This is a genomic window from Hathewaya limosa (assembly GCF_030815255.1).
GTDB classification, from domain to species: Bacteria; Bacillota; Clostridia; order Clostridiales; family Clostridiaceae; genus Hathewaya; species Hathewaya limosa.
In genome coordinates, this window is the sequence record NZ_JAUSWN010000014.1 from 65,469 (window position 1) to 86,643 (window position 21,175).

Here is a 21,175-nt window from a genome sequence, read left to right on the forward strand (position 1 = left end):
TTTTATGTTTTGTATTTTATATAAAACGCTATCGGTACTTGTATATAGAATTAATTATCCTATTACTTTTGTTCCTGAAGCGCCTTTTAAAGCTTCTCTAGCATTTTCTAATGAAGCTATTATAGCTGTTTTAGTTCTATCGTTTTGAACGAACTTCTTGCAAGCTTCAACCTTTGGTAACATGCTTCCTGGAGCAAATTGTCCTTCTGCAATATATTGGTCAACTTCAGCTAAATTCATAGTTTCTAATGCTTTTTGGTTTGGTTTGTTAAAGTTTACACAAACTCTATCTACAGCTGTTAAAATGAATAATGCATCAGCTTCTAATATTTCAGCTAATTTTTCAGCTGCGAAGTCTTTATCTATAACAGCAGCAACGCCTTTGTATCCATTTTCTTCTTTAACTACTGGAATACCACCGCCACCGCAAGCAATTACAACATTACCGTTATCAACTAATTCTTTTATTAAGTCTTTTTCTACTATATCAACTGGTTTTGGAGAAGCAACAACTCTTCTATATCCTCTTCCTGCATCTTCTTTCATTACATATCCTTGTTCAGCCTCTAGTTTTTTAGCTTCTTCTTCTGTGAAGAAAGAACCTATTGGCTTAGTTGGATTTTGGAATCCGTTATCATTAGCATCTACAACCACTTGAGTTACAACAGTTCCAACATTTTTATTTATATTTCTATTAGCTAATTCTTCTTTTATTGCATTTTGTAAGTGGTATCCTATGTAACCTTGAGAGAATGACCCACAAACATCAAATGGGAATAAAACGTTTGATTCATCTTGTTTATGTCCAGCTTCCAATGAAGCAACTATTTGACCTACTTGAGGACCATTTCCGTGAACTACTGTTACAGTATGGCCTGCTTCTACTAAATCAACAACTGATTTAGCTGTTTCTTTACAAGTTTTTAATTGAGCTTCTGCAGTCTTATTTTTAGGATCTGCTTGAAGTGCATTTCCACCTAGGGCTAATACTATTTTCATCTGTAATCCTCCTTAAAAATGCTTACTGGCTTTTCTGATTTCATAGTACATGTTAATCAAAATCTTGTCAACATGTTGTCAAAGTCGTCTAACTGCATATATATTCCTATATTCTAAAATAAATAGTAAATATATTCATTACATTTTATGTAAAACATGCTTTTACTATACTTTTTCATATATTTTCTAATTACTTACTGCATATTTATAAAATAAAAATTTTTTTAAAAATTTTTTTAAAAATTTTTTTCTTAGTAGTTTTTAGTAAAATTGTTTTAATAAATGTAAGTTTTACATAGCTTCTGTAACTTTATGTTATTCAAGTAATATTTTATTTTTTTAACACTATTTATCCTAAAATCTTTTATTGGTATAGCTAATCAACCATTACAATATAGTTTTATTAGATGATCTTTATCCATGTTCAAAAATTAAATTAACATTTAACATTACTACAACTATATTAATCTAATAACCTTCAAATAAGTTTTGTTCTAAATAATTCAATAATATTATTAATCTATGTATAACTTTTTATTCACTTTTTTTCTTTTTAGACTTAAACATAATTATTATGTTATTTATTTTTGATACATTCTTTAGTCTAATTTCACAGAATTACTAAACTAATAATATTTAATTATAAAATCGTATAAAAAAATCTCTTATCTATTAATTTTAAAATATAATGGTTTACATATTTACATCTTAAAAATTAATTTGTTAGATAAGAGATTTTTGTTATTATGATTATATGCATAATTGTGTTTGATCATTATTTTTGCTCGTAAATAAATTTATTCATAATTATCTATAATTTTTTGTGCTAATTTTTTAATAACACTAGACTGGGCAATCAAAGTCATTACTATTAAAAATACTTTAATTCTTTCTTCATCCTTTTCTTGTAAATTAAATTCCTTAATACTATCATCTATTTTAGTTTCATCAAAATAGTCTGAAGATAAGAAATAATTAAAACATTCCTCTTGAATATCACAAAAAGTAGCATAAGCTTTTTCCCAACTAATTATGTCATCACTTCTGTCATTTATTTCATTAAAAGCTAATCTGAAAACTTTTCTAATTTCATCCGTAGTAAGTACTGGTCTCATATAACTTAATAAAGCTAATTGGGCTAAATGAAGTTTTGTATATCCTCTTTTTTTCCCATCTTCTGGCTTCGAGATAACCTCACTTTTTATATAGTTTTGCACAATATTATTAGTATAATTTTCTTTCTCAAAATGATCATTTAAATAATCAATTACCTGTGATAAAAATAAATCGTACTGTGGCAAATCTTCATAAGGAATTATACTATTCTTTGACATTTCTTTAGCCATATTGTTTATTTCGTCTATTGAGAACATTTTCTTTGGCATGCACTTCACCTTCCTAATTAATTTAACTCTTTTATTTTTATTGCAACATATATTACTTAAAATTTAGTTGAATATATTATATTTAATATATTCAACTAAGTTTATATTCAAATATTATTTTAACCAAATATATAATTTCAATTTAATTATAAGGTAAGTATAACCACATTACAAGTTATCAATGTTAAAATTAACAGTATTTTAAATTATATTATATGTACTTTATTATTGTTGTAATAGTTTCTTTAATATTTATAAAGCATAAATTAAAGTCCATTTTATGTTTTTTATATTTCAGCACCTTTTTCCAAATATTTTACAAATAACTATTTTATGCATCTAAAATTTCAACATATTATTTTTATTAAACTTATTAACATATTTGTGGATATCTTTTTATAATTTGTGAATAAGTTCAATAAACATTATAATTATTAAGTTACAGAAGAATATTTTTAGAATTTTTTAAATAATTATACACATTATCCACAATTGCTTGTGGATAATGTGTTTATTTTTTTGAATTATTTAATTTTTATTCCTACAAAAGAAATCTATTACTCATAATATAATTTTATTCACTTAAGTGAATATTTAGTTTTCAACGGATAATTAGACTATTTATTTGATTTTTCGTAATCTGCTAAAAACTTTTGTATTCCTATGTCAGTTAATGGATGTTTTATCATTTGCATTATAACTTTATATGGTATAGTTGCTATGTTTGATCCCGCTTTAGCAACTTCTAATACATGCATAGGTGTTCTTATACTTGCTGAAATTATTTCTGTATCTATAGCATACATTTCAAATATCATAGCTATATCTTCTATTATTTGTAATCCACCATTTCCGATATCATCTAATCTTCCTACAAATGGACTTACAAAAGATGCTCCAGCCTTAGCTGCAAGTAATGCTTGTTGAGCTGAGAATATTAATGTTACATTAGTTCTTATACCCTCTTTAGCCAATATACTTACTGCTTTTAATCCCTCTTCACACATAGGTATTTTTATTACTATATTTTTATGTAGTTTTACAAGTTCTCTTGCCTCTTCAACCATTTTTTCAGCTTCTAAACTTATAACCTCTGCTGATATAGGTCCATCAACAATTGAACATATTTCTTCGATTACTTCCTTTAGATCTCTTCCTTCTTTAGCAATTAAAGATGGATTTGTTGTTACACCATCTAAAATTCCTAAAGCTGCCGCTTTTTTAATTTCTTCTACATTAGCTGTATCTATAAATATTTTCATTATAAAAACCTCCTAGTAATTTCTCTATAATTTAATATACCATGTATTACGTTTTAATACCATTGCATTTTTCCCTTTAATATGCCGATTTTAATGCATAATTATTCTACTATTTAATTAATTATGTATTCTTTTAAAATTTGTTATAAATGTAAATGTATATTATTTTTTATAGCTGTCAAAAATATAATTAAATGTATTTTTACAAATATTATGTTTAATTACATAATATTTAATATTTTTGTTAATATACTTTATTAATACTCAACTTATGATCTTTATATTATGTATTAAATTAGCAATTTCTATTCTTTGTAAATTTAAATTTTTCTTGTTTTCGACATTAAACAGGTATTAAGTTCAATTATTGATAAAGATTAATTAACATTTTTTTCTATATATTTAATTCAATAAGCCTTATAAAATGTACTGAAAACCTAAATAAATCAATACTTTCAGATATTATTCAATTTTAACAATATTTAAAAATAATTATTGACATTTGTATTATTTGGTAGTATATTAACTATAGATGGAATTTTGAATGTTATTTGTAACTTAATCAAATATTAATCAAATAAATATATTGATAATACATGTCAAATTTATAATTAAATTATTATGTTAAGTCGAATTTTGTTATTATGAATTCGTAAAGGAGGATATTTTAAAATGAAATCAACAGGTGTAGTAAGAAGAGTGGATGAATTAGGAAGAATAGTTATTCCTATAGAATTAAGAAGAACTTTAGATATAGCTGAAAAAGATGCTCTTGAAATTTATGTAGATGGTGAACAAATTATATTAAAGAAATATGAACCAGCTTGTATCTTCTGTGGAGATGCTAGAGATGTTTTAAATTATAAAGGCAAAAACATTTGTCAAAATTGTTTGAATGATTTAAAAACTGAAAAATAATTTTAATAAAATAAAAAGCACACTCATAAATTAAGTGTGCTTTTTATTTTTTATAAAAAGGTTCCATATATTCTCCTTTCAATAAGTAAACTTATAAGAATACATGGAACCTCTAACCCTTTTCTCTTTTCCCTAAACCAAATAAAAAAGTTATTTTAAATTTAATAAGCTTGTCTATTATCTAATTCTTCTTCCACCACAATAATCTCGTCTGCTTGAAAGTGAAGATACCTTTACAACATCACCAGTTCTTGGTGCATGAATATAACATCCATCTCCAACATACATACCAACGTGATGTGGTGAACCTGCTGAACCAAAGAATACTAAATCTCCTGGTTCTAATTGGTCTCTTGAAACCGCCGTTCCTCTATTAACTTGTTCATATGTTGTTCTTGGTAAACTAACTCCTAATTGAGCATAAGCATATTGAACAAGACCAGAACAATCAAATCCACCTGGTGATGTTCCGCCCCATAGATATGGAGTACCTAAATATCTGCTTGCAATGGCTACGGCAGCATTTCCCATACCTGATGATGGAACCTTTATAGAACTACCTCCACTGCTATTTCCTCTTGATGGAGTATTACTTGATGAAGATGCAGCAGCTGCCTCTTGTCTTATTCTTTCTATGTTATTTTTAGCAGAATTTATTTGTCTTTCACTTTCTTCAATTCTTTCTCTAAATCCTGCTATAGTATTAGCATATTGATCTCTCTTAGCTTGAGCTTCTTTTATTAATCCATCTTGAACTGATTTTGATTTTTCAACTTCTTTTAAATCTGACTCTATTTGAGCCTTTAAAGCTAAAGTTTCCTTCTTTTCCTGCTCTAACTTATTCTTTCTATCAGTTATTTCTACTTGTTTTTGTTTTATTTCTGTAACAATCTTTTTATCATGATTTGAAATTGCTCTTAATGTTTCAATTCTTGATATAAAATCATGTAAACCTTTAGAGTTAAATATTATTTCTAAATAACTATCTGTCCCATTCATATAAAGACTTCTTGCTCTTTTAGAAAAAATATCCTTTTCTGCCTTCATATCGGCTTCTGCTTTATCTAACTCTAATTGAGATTTTGTAATATTTTCATTTGTTTCATCTATCTTTTTATTGGCATTTTGAATCTTATATTGCATATCACCAATTTTATTATCTAATTTTTCTATTTCACTTTGGATCTTTTGAACTTCAGCCTCTGCTTTTTCATATAGAGGTCTGTTTTTCTCCATTTCCTCTTTATTTTTATTAATTTTCTGTTGTTGTTCATTAATTATATTTTTTTGTTCATTCACCCTGCCATTACTTGGCGTTGCAAAAACTGGTATAGTTATAGACGACGCTATGGCAACAGCTACCAAAAGTGATGTAACTTTTTTATGCACCCTGATCCCTCCTATTTTATTACTGAAATTATATAAACCTGCTTTTATTATACCATTTAATTAAAAAAAATCATAGTTTTATGAAGTAATTTAAAAAAATTTCTATTTTTTTTGGTATATATTTTCATATTTTGCCTTAAATATCTATAGAAAATTTATAAACTTCACTTTTAGGTATACCTCTTTCTTTTGCTACCATTTTTATCGCGTCCTTTTTTGAAATTCCTTCATTAATATATTTCATTATATGTTCTTCTATACTTAGCTCATCCCATTTGGCTTTTTCTTCTTCTATTATTTCTTCTTCACTTTTTCCACTTACAATCATAACATATTCACCCCTAGGATCATGCTCATTGTAATATTCTATAACATCTTCTAATGAATATCTTAATATTTCCTCATGCAATTTAGTAATTTCTCTGCATAATGCAACTTTTCTATTACCTAAAACATCATATATACCCTTTAGTGTATTTTTTATTCTATGAGGAGCCTCATAAAATATTAAGGTTTCCCTTCTATCCTTTAAATCTTCTAGAACCTTTTTACGATCTCTATTCTCTCTCGGTAAAAAACCTTTAAAAATAAATGAAGTTGTATCCAATCCAGAATACACTAAAGCAGTAGTTATTGCTGTAGCCCCTGGAAGAACTTCAAATCCTATTCCCTCTTCTATACATTTACACACTATAACACTTCCTGGATCTGATATTCCCGGTGTCCCAGCATCCGTAACTATAGCAATATCATTTCCTTGCTTTAATAACTCTATAATATTTTCACTTTTACCTTGTTCATTATGTTTATGATAACTAATCAATGATTTTTTAATATCAAAATGATTTAATAATTTTAATGTTACTCTTGTATCCTCACTTGCTATAATATCTACATTTTTTAATACCTCTAAAGCTCTTAAAGTAATATCTTTTAAATTTCCTATTGGTGTTGGAACTAAATATAACTTACCCATTTTGCTTCTCCTTTCTGTGAGAATTATATATCTCTTCTATTTCCTTTGTATAACTTCCATCTTCATTATGTACATATAATGGATCTTCCCATTTAAAAAACTTGCCACCATCTCTTTGGCCTTCTATTAAAACTATATTAGGTGCTTTATTAGCACTAGGATGTATCATTCTAATTCTTTTTGGTTCTAACTTATGTTGTCTCATTAAAGTTAATATATCTACAAGTCGTTCTGGTCTATGAACCATGTAGAACCTTCCCCTATCTTTTAATAGTGTCTTGGCACTGATTATAACATCTTCTAAATTACAACAGATTTCATGTCTGGCAATTGCCATTTTATCTTCTGGATTAACTATACCCGCATTTCTTAATTTATATGGTGGATTAACGGTTACTACATCAACCTTACCCATAGACTTTATATACTTTAAATTTGTAAGATCCTCATTAACAAATTTTATTCTCTCTTCTAAATTATTTAATTTTGATGTTCTTTTTGCCATTTCAACCATATCTTCTTGTATTTCAATTCCTGTAACACTACTACACTCTGTTTTTCCAGCTAATATAAATGGAATAATTCCGGTTCCCGAACATAAATCTACTACATTATGATTTTTTTTCACATTTGCAAAATTAGCTAGTAAAACAGCATCTACTCCAAATCTAAATCCATCTTTTTTTTGAATTACTTTTATACCTTTTAATTGCAAATCATCTAACGTCTCATCATTTTTTAAAAATTCCATAGTAATCCTCTCTATTAAGTATTCTCTTTTAACAATCTTATCTTATATTTTAACATAAAAAAAGGAGATTTTAAAAACAACATGCACAAGCTAACCTAACATATGCATTACCATTGATATCTCCTTTTTACTTAACTATTTATATATTTTATCTAATTTTAAACTTATTAACCATGCTTTCTAAAGAATCACTCACAGATTCTAAATTTTCACATGTATTTACTACCTCATCTAACGATGCACTTTGTTCCTCTACCGAAGAATTTAATTCTTCCATAGAACTTGAAAATTCTTCTGTTATTGATGCAATATTTTCAATGTAATTCACTACATTTTCCTTTACCTGAGATATTCCCTTAACTTTTAACAATAGTTGATTAATTTTATCATCCACTACTTTTTCCGTATTTTCTATTATATTAAAAGAATTTTTTACTTCTTCAACTGCATATTTTGAATCTTCTAAGGATACATTTCCTTTTTCCATATTATCCTTAATACTTATTATTTGATTTTCTATTTCTTCCATAATTTTTTTAATTTTATCTGTAGATTCATGTGTTTGATCTGATAGTTTCTTTATCTCTTCTGCAACAACTCTAAAACCTTTTCCATCTTCCCCGGCTCTTGCAGCTTCAATTGCAGCATTTAAAGATAATAATTTTGTTTGTTTTGTGACTTGCTCTATTACTATTACTACATCCTTAATAAATTTAGACTTACTTAATAGTATATTTACTTCTTGATTCAGTTGTTTAAACACTTCTCCACTAATATCAAATTTAAATACTAAATCTTTTACTGAGTCTTTTCCTTTTGTATTAGCACCTTTTATTTCATTAGAAGATTTTTCAACACTTTCTGTATCTTGAATCATATCATCCAAGTCTTTAGATAACACTTCTAATTTTTCAACTCCCTCGTGTGCCATTTGTGATTGTTTTTGAGTACCTATACTTAATTCCTGTATAGTAGCACTAGTTTGTAATAATGATGAACTCATATCACCTATAATTATGTTAACTTCTGCAGCACTTTTATTGGTAATATTTGTTTCATCCTTTATCTTCAATATAATTTCTCTAAGTTCCTTACTAAAATTATCTAAAGCCGTATTTATTTCTCCTATTTCATCTTTATTCTTAACCTTATACTTATCTTGTATTTCTTCAGTAAGATCCAATCTTGCTCTAACATTTATGTATTTTGTCATCTTTTCAATAGGATCTGATAACTTTTTAGAAGAATATAATGATGCAATGACGGTTAGTATTATACAAACTATATCTGCAACAATAATTGCACCGATTAAACTTCTTACTGGCTTAAATACTTCTCGTTTATCTACACTAGCCATAAAAATATATCCGTTATTTAATTTATTATAACAATTTAGATACTTTTTACTTCCTTCGTTGATTTCATAAAAACCATTTTTATTTTGTTTTATATCATTACAAATATTCTTTAATACTCCTCCCCATGAAGTTGCAAGATTGTCTTTAATAGTAAATTTCTCATGTATTATAAAATTTAACTTTCTATTTAAGAGATAAGCAGTTCCACTATCATATAACTTTGTGCCTCTAACTATTTGTTTAAAGTTATTAAAATCCACATCTATACCTATTACTGCTAAAATTTTATTTTCTTTAATGATTGGTTTTAAATATGATATAACATCCTTATTGGTATCCTTTTCAAAATAAGGATCTGTCCAATATCCTTTTCCTTTTTCTATAGTCTCATAAAACCAGTTCATGTTTTTATCACTTTTATTAAACTCATTTAATGATGTAACCTCTTTATCTAATTCTACTTTATCTTTATCCTTAAAATATGATACTTCATATACATCTTTAGTTACTTGTGGATTAAATGTAGCATATATATTCATAGCCCAAGGTGTATTTTTTATCTGTGATTTAGTTACCTTCCTTAAAATATCCATACAGTTATTCATATATTTTTTATCAGTTATTTTGTTCATATCTACTGAACTTCCAATTACATCATTAATATTATCAATACATTTTTCAAGGTTATTAAAATTTTCTTGTAATTCCATTGATTTATTATCAACTAAAGTACTCATATACTTCTTAGATTCATCTGCTATAATTACTTTACTGTAAATAACCGCTATAATTGTAAGAACCATTGATAATGCTAGGCTACTAGTTATAAGCATTGCAGTTATTCTATTTTTAATTTTCTTCATATGTTAATCCTCCCATATTTAGATATGCTTAGAGAAAAAACTACCCTTGATAAAACACCTAAGTTATCAAGGGTATAAAAATCGTTATCTTATTTCTCCATATTATTTTCCACTAAAAAAGTTTTTTATTTTTTGAACAAAGGTTACTTTTTCTTCTTTTTTAACTTCTTTCTTTTCTACCTTTGGTTTCTCTATTTCATCTGTTTTCATTATGAATTTTACAGAACCATCCATATTTTTATCTATACCTGTAAATGTTTTATAATCCTCTGAAAGTTTTACTACTTCGTCTTTAGTAGCGATTAATTCATCAACATCTTCTATTTTTGTTCCAACCTTATCATCTATTTTATTTACACCTTCATCTTGGAATTTTTTCATTCCCTCTTTAAGTTCATTAGTTTTATCTGCTAATGTACCAGTAGCATCTTTTAATGCACTTGTACCTGAATATATTTTTGTTGAGCCAGCTTTTAAATCATTTGAACCTTTATATAGTACACCCAAACCTTCATTTAATTTTATAGCTCCATCATTTAAAGCTTTTGAACCATCCCCCAATTTTTTAGAAGCTACTTCAAGTTTACCTAATTTACCTTGAACTTCTCCTTTTTTACTTACTACACCTTGAACACCATCATTAACTTTCTTTGCACCTTCTGCAAGTTTTTGAGTTTTTTCTGGTAATCCATTAGTTTTTTCATCTAATTGCTTTAATCCAGCACTTAATCTCTCTGTTCCTGGTTTTAGTTTATTAGCACCTTTTTTTAATTCACCTATTCCAGCCTGAATTTGAGCCTTTCCTTCTTCTGGATTTATCTTATTGATTATTGCTTGTTGCTCATCAATAATTTTTTTATCCTTTTGAAGTAACCCTATAGTTTGTAATAGTTTTTGGCCTGCTACACTTGATTTTAATTGTCCTAATAATTGTTGTCCTTCAGCAGTACTTTGTAATGCTTGTAAGTTTTGTTCCATAATCTTCATATCTTGCATAACTGGTTCAATATTTTTCTTTACATGTCCAATTACTTGTTGTTGCTGATTTAACTTACCTACTACTTGTTCTTCAAATTTATTTAATCCTGTAATAAGTTGTCCAACGCCTGAATCAATCATTAATGACCCTTTAGCACTTTGTGATATACCACCCTTTAATTTAGGCATCTGTGTAGCAAGTTGAGTATTTGCATTAGCTACTTGTGAAGTTCCATTAGAAAGTTGTTGTACCTTATTCATATATTCCGGAACTTTTCCTTTCATAGTATTAACTTCTGTTACTAACTGGCCTATACCACCTGCTAATTCTCCTGATCCATTTCTAAGTGCCAAGGAACCATCATACAACTGTTTTGAGCCGGAATTAAGTTTATTGATACCAGTATCCAATTGTGAATATCCTGAATGAAGAATCCCTACTTTGTCATGTAAAAGTTTTGTAGCATCACCTAGTTTAGAACTTCCATCAACAAGTTTATTAGATGCATCTTTTAATTTCTTTATTCCATCAGTTAATTCTTCTATATTTTCTGCCTTTTTAAATTCTGTTAATTCCTCTGGTAATTTAGGTGTTGCTGTAACCATGATTGGACCCATTTCAAAGTCTTTTACATCACATGTTACTTCTAAGGTATCTTTTAATTCTATACCCATGTCATTTTTATCGTCCAACCCTAAACTTTCCTTCATACCTGGTAATGATATAAATGTAACCACTTGATTATTTCCATCTGCCATTACTTCACCTGTATTTACCTTTAAATTAGTAAACTTTTCTAAAGGTAAATTTATTATAGATGCTGCTGCAAATGGTGTATAGATTGTTTTTTCTTTCCCCTTAACTGTAACCTTATGTGAATCTTTATTTATAATTTGGAGTTTAATTTTTAATTTTCCTGATTTACCAACTACATCTTTAGGATTTACTTCTTTTCCATCTAAGATATAAGTAAGTTTAACTTCTAATGGTAATTGTTTTGTAGTCTTTCCTTGATAATATATGTCATTTTTATCTGATTTCCAAGTTATATTTTCTCCATTAATTTCTGGTTTTTCATCGCCTTTAATATTAACTATATCCTTTAATTCTGACTTGTCCTTAATTTCTACATTAGTTTTATCTGAGTGTAACCATTCACTTACTATTTGATCTTTAACCTTTCCTTCTTCTGATAAAGTAACATAAACTGATTCATCTTTATTTAAAGTATCTACAGCATAGACCATTTGTCCTCCTGCCATAGTTCCTAATATAACCAAACTTACAACTCTTTTTGACATCTTATTCATTTAAACACATCTCCTCTTCAAATTAATTAAACTAATTCTTCTTTTTTAGTTATTGATGAACTCTTCCATTTTCTTGTTGTTTTACTAATAACCTTTTCAAATATTATTAGTAGAGGAGGTAACATGAAGATGATTGAGAACATACTAATAATTGCTCCTCTTGCCATTAGTAAACATAAGCTCTTTATAAGTTCCATTTTTGAAACTGCATAAACACCTATAGTGGCACCAAAGAATGTTAATGCACTAGTTATTATTGATTTAGAACATTCTTTTACTGATACCCTCATAGCTTCAAATTTATCTAATCCATTACCTAATTCTTCTTTAAATCTACTTGTCATTAAAATTGCATAGTCAACCGTAGCTCCTAATTGAATAGTTCCTATTACTATACTAGCAACGAATGGAAGAACTGAACCTGTAAAATAAGGTATTCCTAAATTAATTGAAATTGCAAGTTGAATAGCTAATACTAAAATAACTGGGATACTTAAAGATGAAAATACACCTAAAACGATTAAAAATATGGCTAGATTTGAAGCAACACTAACACTTTTAAAATCTTTATCAGCTATTTCTATAAGATCTTTTGTAAGAGGTCCTTCCCCTACAACTAATCCTTTTTTATCATACTTTTTAACAATTTTATTGACCTCATCTATTTGAGCATTTTCTTCATCTCTTGCTGCTTTATATCTTGAGTTTGCTACTACTAAGCTATAATTTCCTTTTTTAAATACATCCTTTATATCTTTAGGTATAAAATTCGCTGGAATAGATGATCCAATTAAATCATCATATCCTAAAACTGTTTCTATACCATCAACTTTTTCAATCTCACTAATCATTTTATTAGCTTTATATGATGGTACATTTTTATTAATCAATATAAAATGAGTTGTTGTCATTTTATAATCTGCTTTTAACTTATTAGTTGCCACTATTGAATCTAGATTTTTAGGTAATGCCTCATCTAAATTATAATAAACAGCTGTTTTACCTTGAGCATATAAGAATGGTACGAATATTAAAACAAATAAAACTCCTAAAACCTTGTTATACTTTACAACAAAATTAGAAACTTTATTGAAACTAGGCATTAATGTTCTATGTCTATATTTATGAATTGCTTTATCGAAGAACATTAATAATGCTGGTAAAGTTGTTACTGTAGATAAAACTCCAAGAATAACACCTTTTGCCATAACTATACCAATGTCTTTACCTAATCCAAGCTTCATTGTACAAAGAGCAAGGAATCCCGCAACTGTTGTTAAAGAACTTCCTGCTATAGATACAAAAGTACTTGCTATAGCATTTGTCATAGCTTCTTCTCTATCGTTTGTTTTTGTCTTTTCTTCTTCAAACCTGTGTAGTAAAAATATCGAATAATCCATTGTTACTCCTAACTGTAATACTGCAGCTAGGGCTTTGGTTATATAAGAAATTTGTCCTAAGAAATAGTTTGTTCCTAAATTATATATAATAGGGAATCCAATTCCTACTAAAAATATAAAAGGTACTAAAGTAGATTCTAATCCAAATGTCAAAACTATTATTGCAAAGATTACCGCAATTACTACATATAATGGCGTTTCTTTTTCTGCTAATTCCCTAGTATCATGAATAATAGAAGATACCCCTGCCAAAAATGCTTTTTTACCTGTCAATCTTTTAATTTCATTTATTGCTGTGAAAGTTTCTTGTGATGCTGTGTTTTCTTTAAATTTAATCATCATTAGCGTTGTGTCTTTCGCATAACACATATTTTTAAATTTTTTAGGAATCATTTGACTTGGAATACCTATATCTAAAACATCACTTACCCAAATGACATCCCCAACACCATTAACTTTTTCTATTTGTTCTTTAAGTGACAATACATCCTTAGACGGCATATCCTTAACCATTAACATTCCTGTAGCCGCAATAGAAAAATCATCTTCCAAAATATGCTGGCCCTTCATAGTTTCAAGTTCCTCTGGAAGATAACTTAAAATGTCATAGTTTATTTTTGTGCCAATTATGCCCATCACAGAAGGAACCAGTAACGCTATGGATATTATAAGTACTAATATCCTGTTTTTTACTATAAATTTTCCAAATTTCCTCATACACTCCCCACTCCTTTAATTTTCTAGAATTTTCCTTATTGCATCAAATAAGACAGGTTTCATAGAATCTATATCATCTGGTTCTCTTAATACTATAGAAGAGTAGCAGACAGCCCCTATTAATTCTATAATTATAAACAAAGTCTTTTCAGCTTCCTCTTTTGTTTTACCTTTTGTTGCTATATTATCTGTAAATTTATCTACTAACGAAGTTATTTGTTCATCTTGTTTTGAATCTGAAAAGGCTCTTTTAACAATCCCCCAAGAAAAGTTCTTATTTATAAGCTTTAAAATAAACTTATTTGCTTTAAAATACTCTATTATATAATCAGTAAAATAAATGATTCCATCAACAAAATTACCCCTATACTCAGTTTCTGTTGTTTGAAGTGCCTCATGCAAAACAGTAATACTTTTTCTAAGAATGATTTTGTTAATAATATCGAACTTGTCCTTAAAATATAAATAGAATGTTCCCTTTGCCACACCTGCTTTTTTAACAATATCATCTATAGAAGTATCATTAAAACCTTTAGTAATAAATAATTCGTATGCTGCTTGAAATAAATCATGTTCTTTTCTTTTCTTCTTCTGTGATACTATCTTCCTTTTGCCTGTCATTTCCATACAATCACCTTTCATTTATAATTCAATTATTTTTATGACCATTAGTCACTTTTTTATTGAATAATTTTATTATACAATTTAGTGACTATTAGTCAACATTGTAAATTTTCGAAATATTATAGTTTTTCAGTTTTTACCTCTGTTTATCTCCTTTTCTCTAAATTTTTCAAATTTGTATTAAATATTTATTAATGTTTTATATTATTTTTCTTAACTATGTAAACTTTTATTTACTTTATATTTTTACATATAAAAAATAGCACTTAACCTATTAATAAGTTTTTTACACTTTTAATAAGTTTTGTGCTATTTTATATTAAATATTTATATTGTAATCTAACAATCACAATCTGCTATTTGACGCTTAGAAACCTGTGCTGAAACCCATCTTTGGCCATTCCACCTGTAACAAATAATATAAGTATCGTAAATTGCTATTAACCATATCCAAAATGATTGACCATTTCTAAGTCTTAAATAAGTATACTTATTAAAACATTCACATAAATCATCGTTATCATCAAATTTATTTTTCATTGTCGGTTGAATCTTTGGTGGTGCTGGTGGTAATTTTCCTTGATTCATATTCATATTAGGATTTATATCCTTAAAAAATTCCATAATAACTCTCCTTTAAACAATTATTCTACTTTATAGTTTATGACTTTCAAGTTATTTTGTGATGACTTTTTCAATATAACATTTTAACTTTAAAGTAACTTTTAATTTAACACATACATAATATATCTTAGAGTTTGTCCATCACTACCAAAGGAGGCTTAGTAATGAAAAATCCTGTTTTAACATTAGATAAAGTTCCTGTAGATAATATAGCTAAAGTTATTAAAATATATTCAAATAACCTATCAAAACAAAGACTTTTAGATCTTGGTCTAGTAGAAGGAACTCTTATTAAAGTATTGAGAAAAAGTGCATGGGGAGATCCTACCGCCTATATGATTCGGGATACATGTATAGCATTAAGGTGTGAAGAAGCTCAAAACATCGAGGTGATTTTATGGGATTAACTTACTCTAGTAGCACGTTAAAAAATTTAAAAGATATGTTCAATGTAAAAAAGGAAACAGAAAGTGACTTAGTAATAGCATTAGCTGGGAACCCCAACACTGGGAAAAGCACAGTTTTTAATGCACTTACTGGATTACATCAACATACTGGAAATTGGCCTGGAAAAACGGTTACCAATACACAGGGTAAATATTTTTTTAAAGATAATAATTACATTATTGTTGACTTACCTGGTACTTATTCATTACTTGCTAGTTCCATTGAAGAAATAATTGCTAGAGATTTTATTTGTTTTGCTAATCCTAATGTAACTGTAGTTGTTCTAGATGCTACTTGTCTTGAAAGAAACTTGAATTTACTATTACAAATTACTGAAATAACACCTAATGTAATAGGATGTCTTAATCTTATGGATGAAGCTAAGAAAAAACATTTAACCATAAATGTAGATAAATTAGAAGGAAAACTTGGAATACCTGTAATCCCAACAACCGCTCGTAGCAATATAGGTCTAGATACATTAAAAGAAACTATTCACCAAATAGCTATGGGAAACTTAAAATTAAATCCTCGGAAAATAATATACAGACCTGAAATTGACTCCATGATAAAGTCTATATCCTCTAAATTAAATACTATACTTTGTGAAAAAAACATAAATTATGAATGGTTAGCCTTAAGACTCTTAGATGGTGATACCTCCATATTAGAATCTATAAATAAATATCTAAATATAAAATTATTGTAATTTTTCCTTTTAATATCAATAAGATTTTTAAGGTAGGTGATTTTTTGAATACTATAAAACATACTAAAGAAAATAATCTAAATCAATTATTAAAAGAAATATCTGAGTATAAACATAAAAATAACAATGAACTTAGAGAATATATAGTAAAAGATATATATTCCAATGCTGAGGAAATATTAGATGGTTGTATAAAAAAAGATCCGTCTAAAACTTATTATCAGGAAAAAATAGATGACATTATCACATCAAAAACTTTTGGAATACCTATAATGCTTTTTTTATTAGCACTGGTTTTATGGATAACAATTGAAGGCGCTAATTATCCTTCAGAACTTTTGTCAAAATTTTTCTTTGACCTAGAAGGTTCAATAACTAATGTTTGTAGAAAATATAATGTATCTCCTGTTATTCATGGTGTTTTTGTATTGGGACTTTATAGGACTCTTGCATGGGTTATCTCTGTAATGCTTCCTCCTATGGCTATATTTTTTCCTATTTTCACCTTACTTGAAGATTTAGGCTATTTACCACGAGTTTGCTTTAATCTAGACCATGCTTTTAAAAAAGCTTGTGCTCATGGAAAGCAATGTTTAACCATGTGTATGGGATTTGGTTGCAATGCTGCTGGCATTATTTCTTGTAGAATAATTGATTCTCCTAGAGAACGTTTAATAGCCATACTAACCAATAACTTTATTCCATGTAATGGACGCTTTCCAACACTAATTGCCATTTCATCTATATTCTTTGGAATGAACTTGGTTAAAGGAGCAAATGCTTTTGTATCCGCCCTAATTGTAACTTTATTAATAATTTTAGGTATTGTTATTTCATTATTAGTATCTTTCATACTTTCAAAGACTTTATTAAAAGGAATACCATCTTCTTTCACCTTAGAATTACCACCTTATAGAAAACCCCAAATTGGAAGAGTTATTTATACTTCTATTATTGATAGAACTATTTTTGTATTAGGAAGAGCTATGTTAGTTGCAGCACCAGCTGGTGCAATAACCTATATATTAAGTAACGTTTATATAGGTGATTTAAGTATAGTTTCCCATATAGCACAATTTTTAAATCCATTTGCAAAGCTAATGGGATTAGATGGTTTTATACTTATGGCATTTATTTTAGGTTTTCCAGCAAATGAAATAGTACTTCCTATATTAATGATGTGTTACCTAGCTTCAGGAAGCATGGTAGATTTCCAAAGTTTAGATCAATTGAAGAATATATTATTACAAAATGGTTGGACTAGTCTTACAGCTCTAAATACAATGTTGTTTTCCTTACTACATTTTCCTTGTGCAACCACTGTGCTTACTATAAGAAAAGAAACTGGTAGTAAAAAGTGGACCTTATTTTCCATACTCTTACCAACCCTTATAGCTATAATTGTTTGTATGTTTACTACAGGTGTATATAATTTGTTTAAATTAATATTATAAATTCCCTTAATTCTTACTCTCTTTTTGCTTAACATTGTTTCTAATAAAAAGAGAGTAGGTTTTTCCATAAAACCTACTCTCTTAGGGAGTTTAAAATATTTAGTTATGGGGGATAACTATATACTTATAAAGCCGGTTAACTCTTTATAAGTTCATATAACATATAAGGGGATTGAGGGATCATAAGGGCTTTAATGTATAATTATATGTCACATTAGTAATTATAACCACAACATCAAAATATATTCTATTTACCAAAAAAAATTATATTTTCTTTTAAAAAATTATATTTAAATATATTTATATTAAATTGTTATATTTAAAAATTTTTAAATATATTATTATGAATTTTTTAACATTTATTATATGTATTAAATATATTGTGTATAACTTTATTACGTTTTTGTCAAATTTATGTTAGACTATTGAAATTTATTCTTGATATAGTATAACATATATGCTATTATAATTTTGTAAAATATAATTACAAATAGGAGATTATATCATGAAAGACATTAGCCTACAAGAACTTGAAAAAAATTTAAAATATTTAAAGCTACTGTCTGAGCAGTATCCTTCTAGTGCTTGTGCTTGTACTGAAATAATTAATTTACAAGCAATATTAAACTTACCAAAGGGTACGGAACATTTTTTAACGGATATACATGGTGAATATGAAGCATTCACTCATGTTTTAAGAAATGCCTCAGGAGTTATTAAAAGAAAAATAAATGACATCTTTGGTAATTCCCTTAGAGAAAGTGAAAAAAAGAGACTTGCAACACTTATTTATTATCCTGAACAAAAACTTCAGATTATAAAAAGTTCAGAAGTTGAAATGGAAGACTTCTATAGAATAACTCTTTATCAACTTATTGAAATCTGTCGCAATGTTTCTTCAAAATATACTAGGTCAAAAGTAAGAAAAGCTTTACCACAAGATTTTTCTTATATAATAGAAGAGTTATTACACGAACATGAAAACAGAAAAAATAAACATGAATACTATAAAGAAATTATAAACACAATTATTTCTATAGATAGAGCTGATGAATTTATTGTAGCTCTATGTAGATTGATTCAAAGGCTAGTTGTGGACAGGCTTCATATATTAGGTGATATTTATGATAGAGGTCCTGGTCCTGATATCATTATTGATGCATTAATAAATCATCATTGTGTAGATATTCAATGGGGAAATCATGATATTTTATGGATGGCTGCTGCTTGTGGTTCCGAAGCTTGTATGGCAAATGTAATAAGAATCTCAGCAAGATATGCAAACTTAAAAACCTTAGAAGAAGGCTATGGTATAAATTTATTGCCTCTCGCTACCTTTGCAATGGAAACCTATAAAAATGACCCATGTAGTGAATTTAAACCTAAACTTTCTACAAATGAACAACATTCTTATAGGTTAAAAGAATTAAAATTAATATCTCAAATGCATAAAGCAATAAGTATAATTCAATTTAAATTAGAAAGTTATATTATAAATAGAAGAACCCACTACAATATGAAACATAGGCTTCTATTGGATAAAATAGATTATGAAAAAGGAACTATTAATTTATATGGAAAAACTTATGAATTATTAGATAAAAATTTTCCAACTATAGATCCTAACGATCCTTTTAAACTAACAGATGAAGAAAAAGAATTGGTCTCTAAACTTAAAGCTTCTTTCATGAATAGTGAAAAACTACAAAAACACATAAACTTTTTGTATTCAAAAGGAAGTTTATATTTAAATGCTAATTCAAATTTATTATATCATGGCTGTGTACCTCTTAACGAGGACGGTTCGTTTAAATGTTTAGAGGTTAATGGAATAGTTTATAAAGGAAAATCCCTTTTAGATAGATGTGATAAATTAGCAAGGGAAGCATTTTTTATTAATAATGGAAAGGGAAATAAACTTTATTCCTTAGATACAATGTGGTATTTATGGTGTGGAGAAGCTTCTCCTTTATTCGGAAAAGATAAAATGACAACCTTTGAAAGATACTTTATTAAAGAAAAAGAAACCCATAAAGAAATTAAGAATACTTATTTTGAATTAAGAAATGATGAAAAAATTTGCAATAAGATTTTGATGGAATTTGGACTTAACCCTAAAGAATCACATATTATAAATGGACATGTTCCTGTAAAAACGAAAAATGGTGAAAGTCCTATAAAGGCTAATGGAAAATTACTTGTAATAGATGGTGGTTTTTCAAAAGCCTATCAACCAGAAACAGGTATAGCTGGATACACATTAATTTATAATTCTTATGGACTAATTTTAGTTTCTCATGAACCTTTTGAATCCATTCAAAAGGCTATTGAAGAAGAAAAAGATATTTTATCTTCCACTATTGTTTTGGAGGCTACTCTTGAAAGAAAGAGAGTGGCTGATACTGATATAGGTACAGAACTAAAACAACAAATTAATGACCTTTTAATGCTTCTTTGTGCCTATAAGAAAGGTTTGATAAAAGAAAAGTCTTATTCTATACTGTAATTGAATATACTTTATTAAGTATATAAAAATTTTATTAGGAGGCTTTATACCATGAGTGAAAATTATAAATTTTTTCAGCACAAAACCTGTGAGTATTTTCCTTGTCATAAAACAAAGGATAAGGACAGTTTTAATTGCTTGTTCTGTTACTGCCCACTTTACACTTTAGGTAGTAAATGTGGAGGTAACTTTACATATACAGAGAGTGGAATAAAAAATTGCACAAATTGCATGATACCTCACTCCAAAAATGGTTACGAATATATTATGTCGAAATGGGCTGATATTTCTAAATTAGCCTCACAAAATAAGTAACTGTTTAATTAAACAAACTACCCAAATTATCTTATCTGCTGATGTATATCAGCAGCTTTTTTTATACATTTATTTAAATAAAAAAAGTTCTTTTATGCTGTATTTACATCATAAAAGAACTTTTTTATTAATAAGGGGCAAAAGGGGTTTAAACTTTTAGGGGTTAATTATATTTTTTCTTTTGTTTGT

Annotated in this window: 17 protein-coding genes; 6 read left to right on the plus strand and 11 right to left on the minus strand. The window is 27.5% G+C overall.

What is annotated here, in order from left to right:
* Window positions 1-54: 54 nt before the first annotated feature.
* The 3 genes from arcC to fsa form a co-directional block, all read right to left on the minus strand.
* Window positions 55-999, minus strand: coding sequence for a carbamate kinase (gene arcC / locus QOZ93_RS09055; RefSeq protein WP_111940277.1), 945 nt, complete (start codon window positions 997-999; stop codon window positions 55-57).
* 797 nt (window positions 1,000-1,796) lie between these two features.
* On the minus strand, window positions 1,797-2,384 hold the full coding sequence (locus QOZ93_RS09060) for a DUF1836 domain-containing protein (protein WP_307355978.1): 588 nt from the start codon (window positions 2,382-2,384) through the stop codon (window positions 1,797-1,799).
* A gap of 617 nt (window positions 2,385-3,001) precedes the next feature.
* Window positions 3,002-3,646 carry a fructose-6-phosphate aldolase gene (gene fsa, locus QOZ93_RS09065; RefSeq protein WP_307355979.1) on the minus strand — a complete coding sequence of 215 codons (645 nt, stop codon included), beginning with the start codon at window positions 3,644-3,646 and terminating at the stop codon, window positions 3,002-3,004.
* Window positions 3,647-4,318: 672 nt separating this feature from the next.
* Between fsa and QOZ93_RS09070 the strand changes: the two genes are divergently transcribed.
* Window positions 4,319-4,564 carry an AbrB/MazE/SpoVT family DNA-binding domain-containing protein gene (locus QOZ93_RS09070; RefSeq protein ID WP_111940273.1) on the plus strand — a complete coding sequence of 82 codons (246 nt, stop codon included), beginning with the start codon at window positions 4,319-4,321 and terminating at the stop codon, window positions 4,562-4,564.
* Window positions 4,565-4,741: 177 nt separating this feature from the next.
* Here the strand turns inward: QOZ93_RS09070 and QOZ93_RS09075 are convergent, their stop codons facing one another.
* From QOZ93_RS09075 to QOZ93_RS09110, 8 genes are all read right to left on the minus strand, one after another.
* Window positions 4,742-5,953, minus strand: a complete 1,212-nt coding sequence (locus QOZ93_RS09075; protein WP_307355980.1) for a C40 family peptidase — start codon at window positions 5,951-5,953, stop codon at window positions 4,742-4,744.
* 136 nt (window positions 5,954-6,089) lie between these two features.
* Window positions 6,090-6,929 carry a 16S rRNA (cytidine(1402)-2'-O)-methyltransferase gene (gene rsmI, locus QOZ93_RS09080; RefSeq protein WP_307355981.1) on the minus strand — a complete coding sequence of 280 codons (840 nt, stop codon included), beginning with the start codon at window positions 6,927-6,929 and terminating at the stop codon, window positions 6,090-6,092.
* Window positions 6,922-7,680: a tRNA1(Val) (adenine(37)-N6)-methyltransferase gene (locus tag QOZ93_RS09085; protein WP_307355982.1), complete on the minus strand. Its 759-nt coding sequence runs from the start codon at window positions 7,678-7,680 to the stop codon at window positions 6,922-6,924. The genes rsmI and QOZ93_RS09085 overlap by 8 nt, the downstream gene beginning before the upstream one ends.
* Before the next feature lie 148 nt (window positions 7,681-7,828).
* Window positions 7,829-9,901, minus strand: coding sequence for a methyl-accepting chemotaxis protein (locus QOZ93_RS09090; protein WP_307355983.1), 2,073 nt, complete (start codon window positions 9,899-9,901; stop codon window positions 7,829-7,831).
* Window positions 9,902-10,003: 102 nt separating this feature from the next.
* Window positions 10,004-12,190, minus strand: a complete 2,187-nt coding sequence (locus tag QOZ93_RS09095) for a hypothetical protein (protein WP_307355984.1) — start codon at window positions 12,188-12,190, stop codon at window positions 10,004-10,006.
* 26 nt (window positions 12,191-12,216) lie between these two features.
* Window positions 12,217-14,307 (minus strand): efflux RND transporter permease subunit, encoded by a 2,091-nt coding sequence (locus tag QOZ93_RS09100; protein ID WP_307355985.1) that lies wholly within the window; start codon window positions 14,305-14,307, stop codon window positions 12,217-12,219.
* A 15-nt stretch (window positions 14,308-14,322) separates the two neighbouring features.
* The gene (locus QOZ93_RS09105) at window positions 14,323-14,949 is read right to left on the minus strand and encodes a TetR/AcrR family transcriptional regulator (RefSeq protein WP_307355986.1); all 627 of its coding nucleotides are present in this window, start codon (window positions 14,947-14,949) and stop codon (window positions 14,323-14,325) included.
* A 321-nt stretch (window positions 14,950-15,270) separates the two neighbouring features.
* Entirely contained in the window at window positions 15,271-15,555 is a 285-nt protein-coding gene (locus QOZ93_RS09110; RefSeq protein ID WP_307355987.1) for a hypothetical protein, read from the minus strand.
* A 164-nt stretch (window positions 15,556-15,719) separates the two neighbouring features.
* Here QOZ93_RS09110 and QOZ93_RS09115 point away from each other — a divergent pair, with 164 nt between their 5' ends.
* The 5 genes from QOZ93_RS09115 (at window position 15,720) to QOZ93_RS09130 (ending at window position 20,986) form a co-directional block, all read left to right on the plus strand.
* Window positions 15,720-15,962 carry a FeoA family protein gene (locus QOZ93_RS09115; protein WP_307355988.1) on the plus strand — a complete coding sequence of 81 codons (243 nt, stop codon included), beginning with the start codon at window positions 15,720-15,722 and terminating at the stop codon, window positions 15,960-15,962.
* Window positions 15,953-16,711 carry a FeoB small GTPase domain-containing protein gene (locus QOZ93_RS14025; protein WP_340343989.1) on the plus strand — a complete coding sequence of 253 codons (759 nt, stop codon included), beginning with the start codon at window positions 15,953-15,955 and terminating at the stop codon, window positions 16,709-16,711. The genes QOZ93_RS09115 and QOZ93_RS14025 overlap by 10 nt, the downstream gene beginning before the upstream one ends.
* 44 nt (window positions 16,712-16,755) lie before the next feature.
* Window positions 16,756-18,165 carry a nucleoside recognition domain-containing protein gene (locus QOZ93_RS14030; protein ID WP_340343990.1) on the plus strand — a complete coding sequence of 470 codons (1,410 nt, stop codon included), beginning with the start codon at window positions 16,756-16,758 and terminating at the stop codon, window positions 18,163-18,165.
* A 505-nt stretch (window positions 18,166-18,670) separates the two neighbouring features.
* Window positions 18,671-20,671: a fructose-1,6-bisphosphatase gene (locus QOZ93_RS09125; protein WP_307355989.1), complete on the plus strand. Its 2,001-nt coding sequence runs from the start codon at window positions 18,671-18,673 to the stop codon at window positions 20,669-20,671.
* A gap of 51 nt (window positions 20,672-20,722) precedes the next feature.
* Window positions 20,723-20,986, plus strand: a complete 264-nt coding sequence (locus tag QOZ93_RS09130; protein ID WP_111940249.1) for a cysteine-rich small domain-containing protein — start codon at window positions 20,723-20,725, stop codon at window positions 20,984-20,986.
* The last annotated feature ends 189 nt before the right edge of the window (window positions 20,987-21,175 follow it).